17 protein-coding genes are annotated in these 17,180 nt (G+C 61.6%); 10 read left to right on the top strand and 7 right to left on the bottom strand.

Annotation, left to right across the window (positions count from 1 at the left end; all coding sequences use genetic code 11):
• Positions 1 to 3: 3 nt before the first annotated feature.
• Positions 4 to 777 carry a helix-turn-helix domain-containing protein gene (locus ACQRAX_RS01640; protein WP_412037497.1) on the top strand — a complete coding sequence of 258 codons (774 nt, stop codon included), beginning with the start codon at positions 4 to 6 and terminating at the stop codon, positions 775 to 777.
• A gap of 104 nt (positions 778 to 881) precedes the next feature.
• The gene (locus tag ACQRAX_RS01635) at positions 882 to 1,235 is read left to right on the top strand and encodes a DUF1428 domain-containing protein (protein WP_412037498.1); all 354 of its coding nucleotides are present in this window, start codon (positions 882 to 884) and stop codon (positions 1,233 to 1,235) included.
• A gap of 51 nt (positions 1,236 to 1,286) precedes the next feature.
• Here the strand turns inward: ACQRAX_RS01635 and ACQRAX_RS01630 are convergent, their stop codons facing one another.
• On the bottom strand, positions 1,287 to 2,198 hold the full coding sequence (locus ACQRAX_RS01630; RefSeq protein ID WP_412037499.1) for an AraC family transcriptional regulator: 912 nt from the start codon (positions 2,196 to 2,198) through the stop codon (positions 1,287 to 1,289).
• Positions 2,199 to 2,304: 106 nt separating this feature from the next.
• Between ACQRAX_RS01630 and ACQRAX_RS01625 the strand changes: the two genes are divergently transcribed.
• The 5 genes from ACQRAX_RS01625 to ACQRAX_RS01605 are packed head-to-tail and all read left to right on the top strand — an operon-like array spanning position 2,305 to position 6,740.
• Entirely contained in the window at positions 2,305 to 2,862 is a 558-nt protein-coding gene (locus ACQRAX_RS01625) for a carboxymuconolactone decarboxylase family protein (RefSeq protein WP_412037500.1), read from the top strand.
• A gap of 51 nt (positions 2,863 to 2,913) precedes the next feature.
• Entirely contained in the window at positions 2,914 to 3,975 is a 1,062-nt protein-coding gene (locus ACQRAX_RS01620) for an acyl-CoA dehydrogenase family protein (RefSeq protein WP_412037501.1), read from the top strand.
• A complete protein-coding gene (locus tag ACQRAX_RS01615; RefSeq protein WP_412037502.1) occupies positions 3,972 to 4,820 on the top strand; it encodes an ABC transporter ATP-binding protein in 849 nt (282 codons plus the stop codon). The genes ACQRAX_RS01620 and ACQRAX_RS01615 overlap by 4 nt, the downstream gene beginning before the upstream one ends.
• Positions 4,786 to 5,985 (top strand): ABC transporter substrate-binding protein, encoded by a 1,200-nt coding sequence (locus ACQRAX_RS01610; RefSeq protein WP_412037503.1) that lies wholly within the window; start codon positions 4,786 to 4,788, stop codon positions 5,983 to 5,985. The genes ACQRAX_RS01615 and ACQRAX_RS01610 overlap by 35 nt, the downstream gene beginning before the upstream one ends.
• Positions 5,985 to 6,740 (top strand): ABC transporter permease, encoded by a 756-nt coding sequence (locus tag ACQRAX_RS01605; RefSeq protein ID WP_412037504.1) that lies wholly within the window; start codon positions 5,985 to 5,987, stop codon positions 6,738 to 6,740. The genes ACQRAX_RS01610 and ACQRAX_RS01605 overlap by 1 nt, the downstream gene beginning before the upstream one ends.
• A 60-nt stretch (positions 6,741 to 6,800) precedes the next feature.
• On the opposite strand, the gene ACQRAX_RS01600 is transcribed toward ACQRAX_RS01605, so the two are convergent.
• Positions 6,801 to 8,003 (bottom strand): NAD(P)/FAD-dependent oxidoreductase, encoded by a 1,203-nt coding sequence (locus tag ACQRAX_RS01600; protein ID WP_412037505.1) that lies wholly within the window; start codon positions 8,001 to 8,003, stop codon positions 6,801 to 6,803.
• Between the two features lie 346 nt (positions 8,004 to 8,349).
• On the opposite strand from ACQRAX_RS01600, the gene ACQRAX_RS01595 reads away from it, so the two are divergent.
• Positions 8,350 to 8,907, top strand: coding sequence for an RrF2 family transcriptional regulator (locus ACQRAX_RS01595; protein WP_412037506.1), 558 nt, complete (start codon positions 8,350 to 8,352; stop codon positions 8,905 to 8,907).
• Positions 8,908 to 8,923: 16 nt separating this feature from the next.
• On the opposite strand, the gene ACQRAX_RS01590 is transcribed toward ACQRAX_RS01595, so the two are convergent.
• The gene (locus ACQRAX_RS01590) at positions 8,924 to 9,538 is read right to left on the bottom strand and encodes a cell wall hydrolase (protein WP_412037507.1); all 615 of its coding nucleotides are present in this window, start codon (positions 9,536 to 9,538) and stop codon (positions 8,924 to 8,926) included.
• Between the two features lie 135 nt (positions 9,539 to 9,673).
• On the opposite strand from ACQRAX_RS01590, the gene ACQRAX_RS01585 reads away from it, so the two are divergent.
• Positions 9,674 to 10,525: a CAP domain-containing protein gene (locus ACQRAX_RS01585; protein ID WP_412037508.1), complete on the top strand. Its 852-nt coding sequence runs from the start codon at positions 9,674 to 9,676 to the stop codon at positions 10,523 to 10,525.
• 9 nt (positions 10,526 to 10,534) lie between these two features.
• Here the strand turns inward: ACQRAX_RS01585 and ACQRAX_RS01580 are convergent, their stop codons facing one another.
• Positions 10,535 to 11,980 carry a SulP family inorganic anion transporter gene (locus tag ACQRAX_RS01580; protein ID WP_412037509.1) on the bottom strand — a complete coding sequence of 482 codons (1,446 nt, stop codon included), beginning with the start codon at positions 11,978 to 11,980 and terminating at the stop codon, positions 10,535 to 10,537.
• Positions 11,981 to 12,190: 210 nt separating this feature from the next.
• The gene (argC, locus tag ACQRAX_RS01575) at positions 12,191 to 13,123 is read right to left on the bottom strand and encodes an N-acetyl-gamma-glutamyl-phosphate reductase (protein ID WP_412037510.1); all 933 of its coding nucleotides are present in this window, start codon (positions 13,121 to 13,123) and stop codon (positions 12,191 to 12,193) included.
• A gap of 111 nt (positions 13,124 to 13,234) precedes the next feature.
• Here argC and ACQRAX_RS01570 point away from each other — a divergent pair, with 111 nt between their 5' ends.
• A complete protein-coding gene (locus tag ACQRAX_RS01570; RefSeq protein ID WP_412037511.1) occupies positions 13,235 to 14,128 on the top strand; it encodes a LysR family transcriptional regulator in 894 nt (297 codons plus the stop codon).
• On the opposite strand, the gene ACQRAX_RS01565 is transcribed toward ACQRAX_RS01570, so the two are convergent.
• Together ACQRAX_RS01565 and fusA are read right to left on the bottom strand one after the other, a co-directional pair.
• Complete coding sequence (locus ACQRAX_RS01565; RefSeq protein ID WP_412037512.1) at positions 14,125 to 14,847, bottom strand: GNAT family N-acetyltransferase; 723 nt, start codon at positions 14,845 to 14,847, stop codon at positions 14,125 to 14,127. The genes ACQRAX_RS01570 and ACQRAX_RS01565 overlap by 4 nt on opposite strands.
• A 194-nt stretch (positions 14,848 to 15,041) precedes the next feature.
• Positions 15,042 to 17,147, bottom strand: a complete 2,106-nt coding sequence (gene fusA / locus ACQRAX_RS01560) for an elongation factor G (protein WP_412037513.1) — start codon at positions 17,145 to 17,147, stop codon at positions 15,042 to 15,044.
• Positions 17,148 to 17,180: the final 33 nt, after the last annotated feature.

Below are 17,180 nucleotides of genomic sequence, written 5' to 3'. Positions count from 1 at the left end.
GCTATGCGCCTTGCTGCATTGAACACCTTCTGCGACGGCATTGGCGCGCAGCGCCCGGAGAGCATCGATGCGCTGCTGGCCGGGGTCGCGCCGATCCTGCCGCTGCTCGATGACATCCCTAACACGGTGTTCTTCATCAAAGACCTCAAGGCCCGTTACCTCAGCGCCAACCTGACCCTGGCCCTGCGCTGCGGTTTCAAGACAGTGCAACCGCTGCTGGGCAAAACCAGCACCGAGGTGTTCCCGGCCCAGCTCGGCCCGCGTTACACCGAGCAGGACCAGCGGGTGCTGGAACAGGGCCTGACTCTCCAGGACCAGCTCGAACTGCACCTGTATGGCAGTCGCGAACCTGGCTGGTGCCTGACGCACAAACGGCCATTGCGCGGACGTCAGGGCCAGGTGATCGGCATGGCCGGGATCTCCGTGGACCTGCAAGCGGCCCGCGCTACCCACCCGGCGTATCAGCGCCTGGCGGCAGTCGATGGCTACATTCGTGAGCGCTACAACCACCCGGTGGCGCTTGAAGACCTGACCCGAATTGCTGGCATGTCAGTGGCGCAACTTGAGCGTTACTGCAAACGCATCTTTCACCTCACGCCACGACAGATGATTCACAAGGTGCGTTTGGAACATGCCCATCGCCTGTTGCAGACCGATACACCGATCACCGAAATCGCATTGCAGTGTGGGTACACCGACCACAGCGCCTTCAGTCGCCAGTTCAAGACCCTTACCGGCGTCTCGCCACGCCAATATCGTCAGGCGACTCAGGGCTGACCGCTTGTCGGTTGTTGCCTGGAGCTGTCGATTTCAGCAGGCGACGAATCGACTACAGCACAGATCAACCTGATCGTTTCCATTCCTGTGCAGGAGTAGGCGTCATGTCGTATATCGATGGTTTTGTCCTGGCTGTACCTACCGCTAACCGCGAAAAGTTCAAGCAGCATGCCGAGGAAGCCGCTGTGGTGTTCAAGGAGTGTGGCGCCATGCGCGTCATGGAGTGCTGGGGCGATGATGTGCCCGAGGGCAAGGTGACTTCGTTTCCGATGGCGGTGAAATGCAAGCCGGATGAGACGGTGGTGTTTTCCTGGATTCTCTGGCCATCGCGTGAGGTGCGTGATGCCGGGATGAAAAAAATGATGGAGGATCCGCGCTTGCAACCGGACCGGAATCCGATGCCCTTTGATGGGCAGCGGTTGATCTACGGCGGGTTCAATATTCTGGTTGATGTCTAGCAGTGGTCGGCCTGATCGCCGGACAGGCCAATCTCGTCGCGGCGGGTTGCCTCAACGGCCCTCATGCTGGCGTCGGTAGGCCCCTGGCTGCACCCCCATGGCCTTGCTGAAGGCGCGGGTGAAGGCCGCAACCGATTGATAACCGACGGCGGCGCCTACTTGCTCGACCGTGTTGTGCGCTTTGAGCAACTGGCAGGCATGGCGCATGCGCAGGGCCAGCAGCACTTGCCCCGGTGATTGGCCGGCCAGTTCGCTGAAACGCTTGAAGAACGCCGAACGCGACAGCCCGGTGCAGGCCGCCATGCTTTCAAGGGGCCAGGGCTGCTCGGGGTGTTCAATCAACTGCTCGACCAAGGCGGCAAATTGCGGGTGGCGGGCCAGCGCCACCAAGCCGCCCATGGGCAGGTCTGTGTGGACCTGTTGTCGCAGTACGTAGAGAAACAGTAAATGGCTCAGGCGCTCGAGCAACGTCGAGGAGGGCGCCGGCTGGCGCTGGCACTCGGCAAGGATCAGTTCGAACAATGCGGTGGCGGCGCTCAGGGCCGGATCGCCGGCACGCAGGATGATCCAGGCAGGCAAGCCTTCGATGATCAACGACGACAGCCCCGGCTGAAAATGAAAGAACCCACATACCAGGCCCACGCCGTCGCTGGCTTCGCTGTCCAGCGGCACCATGCTGATACGCGGTTGCTGGCGAGCCAGATCGGGGGCGGCGGTGCTGGACAAGCGGTACTCAAGGTCGCGCAGCAAGAACACTGCATCACCGGCCTCCAGGGCAACGGCCTGAGGCGCGTCTGCGATGTGCAGCCAGCAATGGCCCTGCACCACCAAGTGAAAGCTGGCCCGTGCCAGGCCCTGGGTGCTGGCGTGCCAGCCACCGCAGTAACGCCCGACATGGAACAGGCTGGTGTCTAGCTCAAGGCTTTCTAATAACCAATCGACAAGGGGGCTGGAGGAAATCATCTAAGGGAAAGACTCAGAAGCAAGTAATAACGACTCTAGAATATGGAAGGTATTTCTTATAACCAACAGACTTGTGCGACACCCTTAGTATGCAGGAGTCCACTCCATGTCGCGCGTTACTCTACACACGCTGCAAAGCGCCCCTGAAGCTGCTCGTCCGTTCCTGGAAAACGCGCAGAAGAACTCGGGTTTTATTCCCAACCTGCTCGGCGTGTTGGCCAACGCCCCGGCGGCACTGGAAACCTATGTCACCGTTTCGGCCCTCAACGGCAAGGCCGAGCTGAGCCTGGCCGAGCGCGAAGTGGTGCAACTTATCGCTGCCACCCACCACGGCTGCGACTTCTGTGTGGCTGGCCACACCGCCGTGGCCCTGAACAAGGCCAAGCTGCCACAAGAGGTCGTTGACGCCTTGCGTGCCCGCGGCGAACTGCCGCAGGAAAAGCTCGAAGCGCTGGCGGCGTTTACCCGTGAAGTGATCGCCACCCGCGGCAATGTCAGCGATGCCGGCTATGACGCCTTGCGCGAAGCGGGCTACAGCGAAGGTCACGCCTTGGAGGTGATTCTCGGTGTGAGTCTCGCCACCCTGTGCAACTTTGCTAATGTGTTCGCCCAAACGCCGCTCAATGACGAGCTGAGCAAGTACCGCTGGCAGCCTTCGGCATAACGATCCCTTGGCGCCAGCGCACGCTGGCGCATCTTTAAAGGAGTAAACAACATGCTCGAACCCGCATTGGTCACATGGCTGAATGCTCAGGCCGAAGCCCTTGATTTGGGCCACTGCGACCCGCAAACCGTGTTGGCACAGTTGGCCGCTGCGCAGGTGCTGCGCGTTGGCATTGATCAGGCCCAGGGCGGTAGTGGCGGCTCGGTGGCCGACGCTGTAGAGACCATCGCCAACGTTGCCAGCCACTCCCTGGCCGCCGCTTTCGTGTTTTGGGGCCAGCGCGCCTTTATCGAATACCTGCTGCACAGCCCAAACGCCGCCCTGCGTGAGCGCCTGCTGCCAGACCTGCTGAGCGGTGCCCTGGCCGGTGCCACCGGCTTGTCCAACGCGATGAAGTACCTGTCCGGGATTGAAGCACTACAGGTCAAGGGCCTGGCTGATGATCAGGGCTGGACTCTGAGCGGTCGTTTGCACTGGGTCACCAACCTGCGCAAGGGTGGTTTCGTGGTGGCGGCAGCGATTGAAGAGGAGGGCGGTTCACCGTTCGTGCTGGCGATCCCTGATCAGGCCGACGGGCTCATTCGCTCAGATGATCTGCAACTGATGGGCCTGCAGTCGAGCAATACTGCAGCGTTGAATTTTGAGCAGGTCGCCATCAGCCGTGACTGGCTGCTGCACGAAAACGCCAAACAGTTTCTGCCTGCTGTTCGCCCTTCATTTCTGGGGCTGCAATGTGGCATGGCCATCGGCTTGGCGCGGCGCTCGTTGGCTGAAGCGCACGCCCACCTGCAAGGCGCACGCTCGTTCCTCGGCGAAGCGCTGAGCGTGCTGCACGAACGCCTGGAAAACACCGTCAGCGAATTGAAAAAGGGCCTGCTAGACGAACGCTTCCTGAGCCAACCGGCGGCCTTGTTCAAGTTGCGCATCACCCTGGCCGAAACGGCTGCCGATGCCGTCCAGCTGGAGTTGCAAGCCAGCGGTGGCAAGGCATACCTGAGCGCCCATGGCGCCGGTTTTGCCAGACGTTGGCGTGAATCGGCCTTCGTGCCAATCGTTACCCCAAGCCTGGTGCAGTTGCGCGCCGAGCTGCAACGCCAGGCGTCGGCAGCATGACCGAGGTGTTACTTGAAGCCCGCGGGATCAGCCTCGGTTACCCGCGTGAACAAGGCTGGCAAAGCGTATTGGAAGAGTTCGACCTGCAGCTGGTGCCGGGTGAGGTGATCACCATTCTCGGCCCCAGCGGGGTTGGCAAATCGAGCCTGTTGCGGGTGCTGGCCGGCTTGCAGCAGGCGCGCAGTGGCAGCGTCAGTTTGCGCGGCGAGCCGCTGCAGGGGCCGCATCCACGGTTGGCCGTAGCGTTTCAGGACCCCAGCCTGTTGCCTTGGCTAAGCCTGGAAAAGAATGTCGCCTTTGGCCTGGATTTCGCCCGTCAGCCCAAACTCGCCGCCAGCGAACGCCGGGCGCGGATCGACCATGCCATCGACGCGGTCGGCCTGCAGCACGCCCGCGAGCAGTACCCGGCGCAGCTGTCTGGTGGCATGGCCCAACGTACTGCGTTGGCCCGTTGCCTGGCGCGTCAGCCGCAAGTCCTGCTGCTTGATGAACCGTTTGGTGCCCTCGACGAAGTCACCCGCGCCGACATGCAGCAACTGCTGCTTCAACTGATCGCCCGGCATAACACCGCAGCGATCCTGATCACCCACGATATCGACGAAGCCTTGCTGTTATCCGACCGCGTGCTGCTACTGGGCAACCACCCAGCGCGCACCCTCGGCCAATGGCATATCGACCTGCCGCAGCCACGTGAGCAGCGAGTCGAGGAGCTGGGCGCGCTGCGTATCGACATCCTCAAAACCCTTCGGCGGGCCAGCCGCACACCCGAACCTACTTCTGAACCTTTGCCGCTGCCCTCGGAGACTGCCCATGTGCCTGGACGACTTCACCCACACTCGTCGTGATTTCATCAAACTCAGTGCCTTGCTCAGCGCCGGTGGCGCCATGCCACTACTGAGCAGCTTGCACGCCCGTGCGGCCAGCGAGCCGGATGCTCCCGTGCGTATCGGCTATCTGCCGATCACCGACGCCACGCCGTTGCTGGTAGCCCACAACAACGGTCTGTTCGAAGCCGAAGGCATCAAGGCTGAACGCCCTGTGCTGCTGCGCAGTTGGGCGCAGGTGATCGAGGCGTTCATTTCCGGCCAGGTCAACGTCATTCACTTGCTTTCACCGATGACCGTCTGGGCACGTTATGGCAGCAAGGTGCCGGCCAAGGTGGTGGCCTGGAACCATGTCGGTGGCTCCGGCCTGAGCGTTGCCCCTGGTATCACTGAGATCAAGCAGTTGGGCGGGCAGAGCGTGGCGATTCCGTTCTGGTATTCGATTCATAACGTGGTGGTGCAACAGCTGTTCCGTGACCACGGCCTGACGCCGGTGTCCAAGCCGACCAGCGCGCAATTGGCTGCCAACGAGGTCAACCTGGTGGTCCTGCCGCCGTCGGACATGCCGCCGGCCCTGGCCAGCAAACGCATTGCCGGCTATATCGTCGCCGAACCGTTCAATGCCTTGGCCGAAGACCTCAAGGTTGGCCGCGTGCAGCGCTTTACCGGTGACATTTGGCGCAACCACGCCTGCTGTGTGGTGTTCATGCACGAGCATGACCTGAACAACCGTCCGCAGTGGTCGCAGAAGGTGGTCAACGCCATCGTCAAGGCCCAGCTGTGGACCCGTGATCACCGTGCCGAAGCCGCTGCCTTGCTGTCCAAGGCCGGTCCTAATCGTTACACCCCGCATACTCCGCAAGTCTTGAGTCAGGTGCTGGCACCGTCTGCCGAGGCGCGTGCGGCCTACATCGCCAGCGGCGCGATCCAGCACGCGCAGTGGGACGAGAAGCGCATCGACTTCCAGCCCTATCCCTTCCCCAGTTACACCGAGGAGCTGGTGCGGCGCTTGCAGAACACCCTGATCGAGGGCGACAAGGGCTTTCTCGCTGGCCTCGATCCGCAACAGACGGCGCGTGATCTGGTTGACGACCGCTTTGTGCGCAATAGCATTGCTACGGTGGGTGGACTCAAAGCCTTTGGTTTGCCGGAAAGCTTCGAGCGCAATGAGGAGTTCGCGATCTGATGGTTAAGCATGTAGTGCATGGCGCCTTGGGGGCTGCCGGCTTGCTCGGCTTGGTGTTGCTGTGGTGGTTGGGCGTGCATCTGTTTGGAGAAGCGGATGGCCTGTCGGCGCGCTTTTCTCCCGAGGCCACCTTGGCCAGCTTGGTCGAGCTGCTGGGGCAGGGCGAGGTCTACGAGCATGTCTGGGTTAGCCTCAAGCGCATCCTGATTGGCTTGCTGCTGGCGTTGTTGATCGGCGTGCCGCTGGGATTGCTGGTGGGCAGTTACCGTCACCTGGAGTCGGCGACTACTCCGGCGTTTCAGTTCCTGCGCATGATCTCGCCGCTGTCATGGATGCCGGTGGTGGTGATGTTGATGGGCGTGGGCGACCAGCCGATCTACTTCCTGTTGGCCTTCGCCGCGTTGTGGCCGATCCTGCTCAACACGGCGGCGGGGGTGCGTCAGCTTGATCCGCGCTGGTTGCAGCTCAGTCGCAGCCTCAGCGCTACGCGTTGGGAGACCTTGTGCAAGGTGATCATCCCCGGTGTGATCGGGCATGTGCTGACCGGCGTGCGTTTGGCCATCGGCATCCTGTGGATCGTGCTGGTGCCGTGCGAGATGCTCGGGGTCAGCGCCGGGCTGGGTTACTTCATCCTCGACACCCGTGATCGCCTGGCGTACTCGGAGTTGATGGCCATGGTGCTGCTGATCGGTGTGCTCGGGTTCATGCTCGATGCCCTGGCCCGAGGCCTGCACCGGCGTTGGGTGCATGCCTGAAGTCGGCGACGTGCTTGCACGCAAAAAGGGGCCGCATTAGCGGCCCCTTTTTTCTGCACATCAGGCAACCGGAATCAGCGGGTCGGCCGCGGCCAGTGCGCCGGCGCGATCGGCGACAGGCGGGTAGATCCAGGTGGTGTTGATCTGGGTCTTGAGCGCTTTAGCCTCTTTTTCCAGCAACTTGACCTGACGGTCCCAGCCTTCGGTGTACACCGCGCCCCAGGCGCCCAGGTCCAGGCAGGTGACGTATTTGGGTTGGCTGTAAGGCATAGGCTCAACACCGAGCAGGTCTGCCGCCACGTTGTTGCCGCTGTAGCGGCCCAGGGCAATGGCATGCTGGCAGGACATCACGGCGAAGTTGCCCAGGTCGTCGGTGGCGGCATAGGCCACGTCTCCGGCGGCATAGACATGCGCCTGGCCTTTGACCTTGAGGTTGCGATCGACATGCAGGCGACCCTGCGGGTCACGCTCGGCAGGCACCTGTGTAGTCAGCGCGTTGGCGCGCACGCCGACGGTCCAGATCACGGTTTTGGCCTCGATGCGCTCGCCATCGGCCAAGGTCACGCCATCAGCATCGACCGCCGCCACCGAGGCATTGACCCGCCACTGTACGCCCAGAGCCTCGCTGGCTTCGATGATCGCCGGGCTGATGCCTTCACCCAGGGCAGCACCGATCTTGGCGCCACGGTCGACAATGATCACCTTGACGTCAGTCTCGGCGCCGAGGATGGCGCGCAAACGGCCGGGCATTTCGGTTGCGGTTTCAATCCCGGTAAAGCCGCCACCGGCAACTACCACTGTGTTGCGGGCGTTCGACTGCGGTAGCTGGGCCAGCGACTTGAGGTGTTGTTCCAGGCGAGCGGCCGATTCGATCTGATCGACATCGAAAGCATGCTCGTTCAGGCCATCAAGGTTGGGGCGCCATACGCCGCTGCCAGCGGCCATGACCAGGCGATCGTAGTGGATCTCGGTGCGCTGGCCCTGAGCGTCGGTGTAGCTGACACGCTTGCCAGCAACGTCGATCTGCTCGGCGGCGCCCTGAATGAAAGTCACCCCCACGGCGTTGAACAGGTCACCCAGCGGCGCTTTCATCTGGTGCACCTCAGGTTCGTAGAAGCGGGGACGTATGCGCAGTTCGGCTTGCGGTGCAAGGACGCTGATGGCGACATCGTTGCGGCCATGCTGGTCGAGCAGGCGGGCCGCGCTCAAGGCGCTCCAGACACCACCAAAACCTGCGCCGACAATCAGAATGTGCTGTTTCATTTTGCTGCTCCACATAGAAGAGATTGTTGTTTGAACGGGTGCTCACAGGCGTTGCAGACCGAGAACCTGTGGTGGCTGTTGGCGGGGTGAAGGGAGATCCTTGGTTGCGCCGAACAACTACGACTCTATTGATCGTAGTTTATTCGTGCAAGTCATTTATCCTGTCGATCAACGAAGGGATCCGCGTAACCTTGCCTTGGGACCGCTCTGTTTCTAGGTTTTCCCAAGGATTGGCAGCTTTTAATAAAGGCTGAAAGCCGACAAGCGGCAACGGCGGGAGACGGCTGGATGCCGTTCAGGTCAAAAACACTGTTAATATTTACGACAAAGTTAGTCGGAGATTGTCATGTCACTGTATAGCGCAGGGGTGGAATACGGTATCCACTGCCTGGCCTTTTTGGTCGATGAGTTGGGTGATAGCCGTGAAGCCAGCGTGCGTGATCTGGCCGAGCTGCAAGGGGTGCCTCAAGAGTACCTGGCCAAGGTTTTCACCAAGCTCGCCAAAGCCAAGCTGGTGGTTGCCACCGAAGGCGTGCGCGGCGGTTTCAAACTGGCCCGTCCAGCCGATGAAATCACGGTGCTGGATATCGTCACCGCCATCGACGGGCGCAAGATGATTTTCGAATGTCGGGATGTACGCGACCGCTGCGCGTTGTTCAACGGCTCGCCGCCGCAGTGGGCACAGGACGGGACCTGCTCAATTCATGCGGTGATGCTCACGGCGCAAAAACGCATGGAAGAAGCGCTGGCCCAACAGACCATCCTCGACATTGCCCGACGGGTGGGGCGCAAGGCCCCGGCCGAGTTCGGCGAACAGTTGGCCAGCTGGATGAACGACCGTCGTGCCGGCAAGGCCACGGGTGCCGAACAAGGGGATATCCCGCTGGTAGATGTCAGTGAGTAGCCTGGGTTCAGCCCAGCTACCGCGCCGTCCCGTTGCGCGGCTTGTAGAATAGAAAGTCGCTGGTTTCTGTGGTTTTCACATACGTACGCGCCCAGTTCGGGGATACGTTGCGGTCATGAAAATACAACGCGCCATGGGTGCGATCATCCAGCTGCCGGTTCAAGGCCTTACGGGCGATTTCCTTGGCAATCGAATAGCGGGTTTCCTCCTGGACTGAGTCAGGGCGCCCGTCACACCACCAGGAAAACTGACAATTACCGCTCTCTGAACCTTGTTTGACCACGCCGCAGACCGTGTCCGGGAAGCCCTCGTGGCCGAGGCGGTTCATCACCACACTGGCCACCGCTTCCATGTCCGGCGACTTGCCACCCTTCGATTCCCAATAGATGCTGCGCGCCATGCAGGTGATGGCATCATCCAGGGCGGCCTGGCCGGCGGGGTCCACGGCCTGGACTTCGGTCTGGCTGATGGCTTTACTTTTGGGCGCTGGTGGTGCATCTGGTTGTACCACCGCTTTTTGCTCCAACACTTGAGCTTTCTCCTCAGCCACCTTGGCCTTGGGCTCAGCGGCCAATGCCTGCGGCGCTGAGAAGGCCAGAAAAAGGCAGGTTACAATCGTGGCAAGGCGCATGTGGGGACCCTTGGCAGGAAAGGGAAGTAGCACTTCCCGTTACAAGGTCGACCACGCCGCGCTCAAAACATTCCAGCTGTTCGACGACGGGTGACATCGCGCATCATGGGCGCAGTCCGTCCAAGGGAGATCTTCATGCGCGTCCTGTCATCCGTTCTGCGTCTTGCCAGCCTGCCGGTAATGTTGGCGTTTGCCGTTGCCGCCCAGGCCAGTGAGCCTGCGCAGTTGATTGATTCGATCAACAGCTACCGCAGCCAGGCTCAGCGTTGCGCCGGGCAGGCATCGCTGGAGCTGCCGCCGCTGGCCAGTGATCCGCGGCTGGTGTTGCCGGTCAATGGCAGCAGTGATTTGCGCGAGGCACTGGCCCAGGCCAGCTACCCGATGGTTAATGTCCAGGCCATTACCCTCAATGGCCCTCGCGATGCTCAGGCGGCCATGAAAGCGGTGCAAGAAAGCTTTTGCCAGGTCGTGCTCAACCCGCAGTTCGTTGATATCGGCGTCAGCCAGCAAGGGCGTGAATGGCGAATTGTGCTGGCGCGACCGCTGTTGGCTGGACGCCTGGGCGACTGGCAGGCGGAAGGCCAGCAGCTGTTGGCGCTGATCAACAGTGCCCGTGGTCAACAACGCCAATGCGGCAACCGGGCTTTCAACGCCACTACACCGTTGGCCTGGAATGCGGTGTTGGCAGGAGCCGCCGAGGCGCATACGCGGGCCATGGCCAATCAGAACTATCTCGATCATGTCGATCGCGATGGCCGCACCCCGGGTGACCGGGCGGAGCTTGCGGGTTATGCCGGTCAGGTGAGCGGCGAAAACATCGCTGCCGGCCAGGACACCCCGCGTAAGGTGGTCGATGGCTGGCTGGCCAGCCCCGGCCATTGCGCCAATGTGATGAACCCGCAATTCAGCGAGTTGGGCGCGGCGTACGCAGTCGATCCGAAAAGCGACGCCGGGATTTACTGGACGGCGATGTTCGGTGCACCGTAAGTACGTTTTTTAGCTGTAGTGCAGGTCGGTGCGCTTGAGCAATTGCTTGCAGCGCTCGGACAGATGCACCACGCGCAGGTGCTTGCCGTTGTTGCTATAGCGTTCACGCAGGGTCTTGAGCGCGGCAATCGCCGAGTAGTCGACGAAGTTCAGGTGCTGGCAATCGAGGGTCACCTGGGCTGGGTCGTTGGCCGGGTCGAACTGATTGAGAAACGGCGTGGTCGAGGCAAAGAACAAGGTGCCGTGGACCCGGTACAGCTTGCTGCCATCGGTTTCCAAGTGGCTATCGGCGTACAGTTCGCGCGCTTGCTGCCAGGCGAAGTTGATCGCGGCGATGACGATACCAAACAGCACGGCCGTGGCCAGGTCGGTGAGTACGGTGACCACGGTCACGGCGATGATTGCCAGCATGTCGCTCGCCGGCACCTTGTGCAGCACCCGCAGCGAGGCCCAGGAGAAGGTCTGCTGCGCGACCACGAACATTACCCCGACCAGCGCCGCGAGCGGGATTCGCTCGATCAGCGGCGACAGAAACAGCACGAACATCAGGATCATTACCCCGGCCACTACCCCGGACAGGCGGCCGCGGCCGCCGGAACTGAGGTTGATCGCGGTCTGGCCGATCATTGCACAGCCGCCCATACCGCCGAACAAGCCAGAGGTCATATTGGCCACACCCAGCGCTACACACTCGCGATTGGGGTAGCCGCGGCTTTCGGTGATTTCGTCGGTGAGGTTAAGGGTCAGCAGGGTTTCTAACAACCCCACCAGCGCCATCAGGATCGCGTAGGGCGCGATGATCTGCAGGGTTTGCAGGTTCCACGGGATATCCGGCCAGGTCAGCATCGGCAAACCGCCGGCGATGTGCGCTAGATCACCGAGGGTGCGGGTTGGCAGGTCGAGCAGATAAACCCCGGCACCCACGCCAAGGATCGCGATCAACGCTGGGGGCACGCTGCGGGTCAGGCGTGGCAACAGGTAAACGATTGCCATGGTCAGTGCCACCAGGCCGGCCATCAGGTACAGCGGTGAGCCACTGAGCCAGGCACCGTCATGCTTGAAATGCTCCAGCTGTGCCAACGCGATGATGATCGCCAGACCGTTGACGAAGCCGAGCATCACCGAATACGGCACCATCCGTACCAGCTTGCCCAGACGCAGCAGGCCGAAGGTGATCATGATCAAGCCGCCGAGCAGTACCGTCGCCAGCAGATACTGCACGCCGTGCTGTACCACCAGCGCGACGATGACGACCGCCATAGAACCGGCCGCGCCGGAGATCATTCCGGGGCGGCCACCGAGCAAGGCGGTTAATGTGCAGATGATGAACGCGCCATAGAGACCCATCAACGGATTCAGGTGCGCCACCAGCGCGAAGGCGATGCACTCGGGCACCAGGGCGAAGGAGGTGGTGAGTCCTGCCAGGACATCGGTGCGTATGGAGCTTGTTTTCATGACCTACCCGAAGCGCGGAGCGGCAGCGCTAGGCTGCTCGCGAAAAAAGGCTAGGATGCTACGTAAAATCATCGGTGCCGACCAGTCATACGGAGCTGACAGAAGGTGAAGTTTTTAGCGCTAAGCAGCCAGCGAAGCGAATATCCCGAACCTGTTGCAGCAGATCGATTAATACTCCTTGCCGGCGATGAGGCGCGTAGCGGCCCTGAATCAGGCCATCGCTGCCAGCATCAACTCCAGGTTCTGCACCGCAGCCCCCGAAGCACCTTTCCCCAGGTTGTCGAACACTGCGGTCAGCAGCACCTGCCCATGGGCTTCATTGGCAAACACTGCCAGGCGCAGGTCATTGCTGTCATTGAGCGCTTGTGGGTCAAGCATTGGCGCTGCTTCGCCATGCTCCAGCGTTGCCACCTGCACATAACGCGAACCGTGGTAGTGCGCGTGCAGGCAATCATGCAAGCGCGCAGCGCTCACACCGGTAGGTAGCAGCCGCGTCTGCAGGGCAATGGTCAAGGCAATGCCCTGACGGTAACTGCCGTAGCTGGGCACAAACACCGGCCGATGGGACAGCCCGGCATGCTGCTGGATTTCTGGCACATGCTTGTGATCGAGGTTCAAGCCATACACCAACACCCCTTGTGCCGCTTGCGACCCAGGCGTCTCGTGACGCTCGACCGCCGCGCGGCCACCGCCGGAATAGCCCGACACGGCGTTTACCGTCAGCGGATAGTCAGCCGGCATCAAGCCTGCAGCCACTAAGGGCCGCAACAAGGCAATCGCCCCGGTAGGGTAGCAACCAGGATTGCTCACGCGCTTGGCCAGGGCGATCCGCTCAGCCTGCTGTTGGTTGAGTTCGGGCAAGCCGTACACCCAGCCGGCGCTGATGCGGTGCGCTGAGCTGGCGTCGATTACCCGCACCTTCGGGTTGACGATCGCTGCCACCGCTTGGCGCGCGGCGTCATCAGGCAGGCACAGAATCGCCACATCGGCACCGTTGATTGCTTCGGCGCGGCGCTGTGGGTCTTTGCGCTCGGCGTCGGGCAGGGTCAGCAAGCGCAGGTCATCGCGCCCGTGCAGGCGGGCATGGATCTGTAGGCCGGTGGTGCCTTGGTCGCCATCGATAAAGACTAGAGGCTGGTGCATGGTGTTCTCAACGAATCAGTACGGGAAGTGCCTATGCTCGCGCCAATCTGGACGAAAGAAAATTTGAATATCATGATGTTGTCATTCATAAATACTGAATGATAAAAACCCATGCGTGAAATCAGCCTCGACCGTCTGCGTACCCTGGTGGTGATTGCCGACCTCGGCTCCTTTGCTCAGGCCGCCCGCGCCCTCAACCTGGCGCCGCCCACCGTCAGTCTGCACATTGCTGACCTTGAGGCGCGCATCGGCGCACCGCTGCTGACGCGCAAGCGCGGACAGATCCATCCCACAGCAATTGGTGAAACCTTGCTTGAGCGCGCCCGGCGCTTGCTCGCCGATGCCGAACAGGCGTTGGATGAAGTGCAACGCCAGGTGCAGGGCTTGAGTGGACGGGTGCGCCTGGGTGCGTCGACCGGGGCTATCGCCCACCTGTTGCCGCAAGCGCTGGATATTCTTGGCGTGCGCCACCCAGGCATCGATGTGCAGGTGCAAGTACTGACTTCACGGGAGTCGCTCGGCCGCCTGCAGGACGGTACCCTCGACCTGGGCCTGGTGGCCTTGCCGCAAGCTACGGTCAAGGGCGTGCAGATTCAACCGTGGCGTCGCGACCCGATCATGGCCTTCATTCCTTGCAGCTGGACACCGCCATCGCGTATCACACCAGCCTGGCTGGCCACGCGCGCGCTGATTCTCAATGACAGTACGACTCAGCTGTCACGCGTGACCAGCGAGTGGTTCGCCACGGCAGGCCTGCAGCCCGACGCGCGCATCCAGCTCAATTACAACGATGCGATCAAGAGCCTGGTGGCCGCCGGTTACGGTGCAACCTTGCTACCTCACGAAGGCAGCGCGCCGGAGCCTGATTCACGCTTGTGCATGCGCCCGCTGCGCCCTGGGCTGTGGCGTCACCTGGGGATTGCCAGTCGACAAGGGCAGGAGGAGCAAAGCACCGGGTTTGTTTTGCAGGTGCTGGTCGAGTTGGCGGCGCAGGGCAGCCGCTAGACCAGGCGCACCGTGGTGCCGCGCTGCTGCCCGGCGCGCTCGCCTAAACGTTCCTGAACAAAGGCCTGCGCCTTGCGTTGCAACTGGTCAAGGTGGCGGTCGCGTTGCTTCTCGGCGTCGACCATGGCCCGCTTGCCATGCTGCTTAAGCAGGTAAGTGTGGATCTGCTGCACTTCCAGGGTGCGGTAGATCGGCGCGACGTCGAGCATTGCCACTTGCCCCTCGCTGGCATGGTCGCGGGTGTTCATCAGCACCTGAGGGCCGCGCGCCGCCAGCACGGTAAAGCCCATGGCCTCGAAGTAGCCCACCTTGTTCACCGCGCACGCCAGTTCTGCATGCGGGTAGCGTTCGCACACCTGCGCCAGCATGGCGCGGGCGATGCCCAGACGACGGTAGCGGCTGTGCACGGCAAGGTAGGCCACACTGCACGCCTGGGGATCGCCCTGTACCGGCAGGTACAGGAGAAAACCGGTGACGGTCTGTGGGTCGCGCGGGTCGCACGCGACAATCAGTTCAACGGGCAGGTCGCGGGTTCCAGCCATGGCCTCCAGGTACAGGTGCACCTCAAAACCGATACCGTATTGGTAGAGGCTGTACAGCGGGTTGCTTGGGGTGATGCCGATCGCGCTGATGTCGGTCAGGTTGTCGACCACCAATTGCAGGATCTGGCTCTTGATCGACTCCTCAGGCGGGGCGACAAAGTGGGTGAGGGCGAACATTGGGGGGCAAACTCCAAACGAAAGACGGCCGGTGACTTGGCTTTGCAGGCAAGTCTACAGGTCTGGTGTGGAAGCAGGCTAATGTCGGACAGGTTGCGAGTAACTGTATGGGGGCTGGTCTTGCCAGCGATGCAGCCACCGCAGGGCAGCTGGCATCGCGCCGATATGATCGCCGACAAGGCCGGCCCCCACAGCTAACCCTGCTTCTTGATAATCGCGTCAGCGATGCTGGCCGGGGCTTCGGCGTACTTGGTGAATTCCATGGTGTAGCTGGCCCGGCCCTGAGTCATTGAGCGCATCTGAGTGGAATAGCCAAACATCTCGCCCAACGGCACTTCGGCGCGTATCACCTTGCCTGCGGGGGTTTCGCCACCTTCCTGGATCATCCCGCGGCGGCGGCTCAGGTCACCCATGATGTCGCCCTGGTATTCCTCAGGCGTCACCACCTCGACTTTCATCACCGGCTCCAGCAACACCGCACCGCCTTTTTGCGCCAGTTGCTTGGTGGCCATGGAGGCCGCGACCTTGAACGCCATCTCGTTGGAGTCAACGTCGTGGTACGAGCCATCAAACACCGTGGCTTTCAAGCCGATCAGCGGATAGCCAGCGAGCACACCGTTCTGCATCTGCTCTTCGATGCCTTTTTGAATCGCCGGGATGTACTCGCGGGGAACCACGCCGCCGACGACTTCGTTGACGAACTCCAGACCTTCCTTGCCTTCCTCACCCGGTGCGAAGCGGATCCAGCAGTGACCGTATTGGCCGCGCCCGCCGGACTGGCGGACGAACTTGCCTTCAATCTCGCAGGTGTTGCGGATTTTCTCGCGGTAGGCCACCTGAGGCTTGCCAATGTTGGCCTCGACCCCGAATTCCCGGCGCATGCGGTCAACGATAATGTCCAGGTGCAGTTCACCCATGCCGGAGATAATGGTCTGCGCGGTCTCTTCATCGGTACGCACGCGAAATGACGGGTCTTCCTGGGCCAGTTTGCTCAAGGCGATGCCCATTTTTTCCTGGTCGGCCTTGGTTTTGGGTTCGACCGCCACGGAAATCACCGGGTCGGGGAAGTCCATGCGTTCAAGGATGATCGGTTTGTTGATGTCGCACAGGGTATCGCCGGTGGTGACATCTTTCATGCCGATCAAGGCGGCGATATCACCGGCGCACACGGCCTTGATCTCGGCACGCTGGTTGGCATGCATTTGCACCATTCGCCCGACCCGTTCCTTTTTGCCTTTGACCGAGTTGAGCACGGCGTCGCCGGAACTGAGTACACCGGAGTAGACCCGGGCGAAAGTCAGGGTGCCGACGAACGGGTCGGTGGCAATCTTGAACGCCAGGGCCGAAAACGGCTCGCTGTCGTCAGCGTGGCGTTCCAGGTGCTTGTCCTCGTGATCCGGGTCGGTGCCGTTGATGGCGGGGATTTCCGAAGGTGCTGGCAGGTAGTCGATGACCGCATCGAGCATCAGCGGCACGCCCTTGTTCTTGAACGACGAGCCGCAGATTGCCGGGACAATTTCATTGGCCAGGGTGCGCTGGCGCAGGCCGGCTTTGATCTGCTCATTGCTCAGCTCTTCGCCATTGAGGTAAAGCTCCATGAATTCGTCGTTGGCTTCGGCGGCCGCCTCGATCATGTGCGCGCGCCATTCCTTGGCCAGCTCCAGCATCTCGGCGGGAATATCTTCTTCGCGATAGCTGGTGCCGTTGTCATCTTCGTTCCAATAGATGGCCTTCATCTTCACCAGGTCGACCTGGCCGATGAAGTGTTCCTCGGCGCCAATGGCCAACTGGATCGGAACCGGATGGTGGCCCAGGCGTTGGTCGATCTGTTTGACCACCTTGAGGAAGTCGGCGCCCTGGCGGTCCATTTTGTTGACATAGGCCATGCGCGGTACATGGTATTTGTTGGCCTGGCGCCAGACCGTTTCCGATTGCGGTTCCACGCCGTCGGCGCCGCTGAACACCACCACGGCACCGTCGAGTACGCGCAGGGAGCGCTCCACCTCAATGGTGAAGTCAACGTGGCCGGGGGTGTCGATGATGTTGAAACGGTATTTTTCCGGGAACTGCTTGGTCGAGCCTTGCCAGAACGCCGTGGTCGCCGCCGAGGTGATGGTGATCCCGCGTTCTTGCTCCTGGGCCATCCAGTCCATGGTCGCGGCGCCGTCGTGCACCTCGCCCATTTTATGGTTGACCCCGGTGTAGAACAGGATGCGTTCGGTGGTGGTGGTCTTGCCCGCGTCAACATGGGCAACGATGCCGATATTGCGGTACAGCTCAATGGGGGTGGTGCGCGCCATGATGGGTCACCTGTAGATATGTGCGTCAAACGA

The organism is Pseudomonas sp. UM16 (assembly GCF_050312595.1).
GTDB lineage: Bacteria > Pseudomonadota > Gammaproteobacteria > Pseudomonadales > Pseudomonadaceae > Aquipseudomonas.
This window is presented reverse-complemented; position numbering and strand designations above follow the sequence as displayed.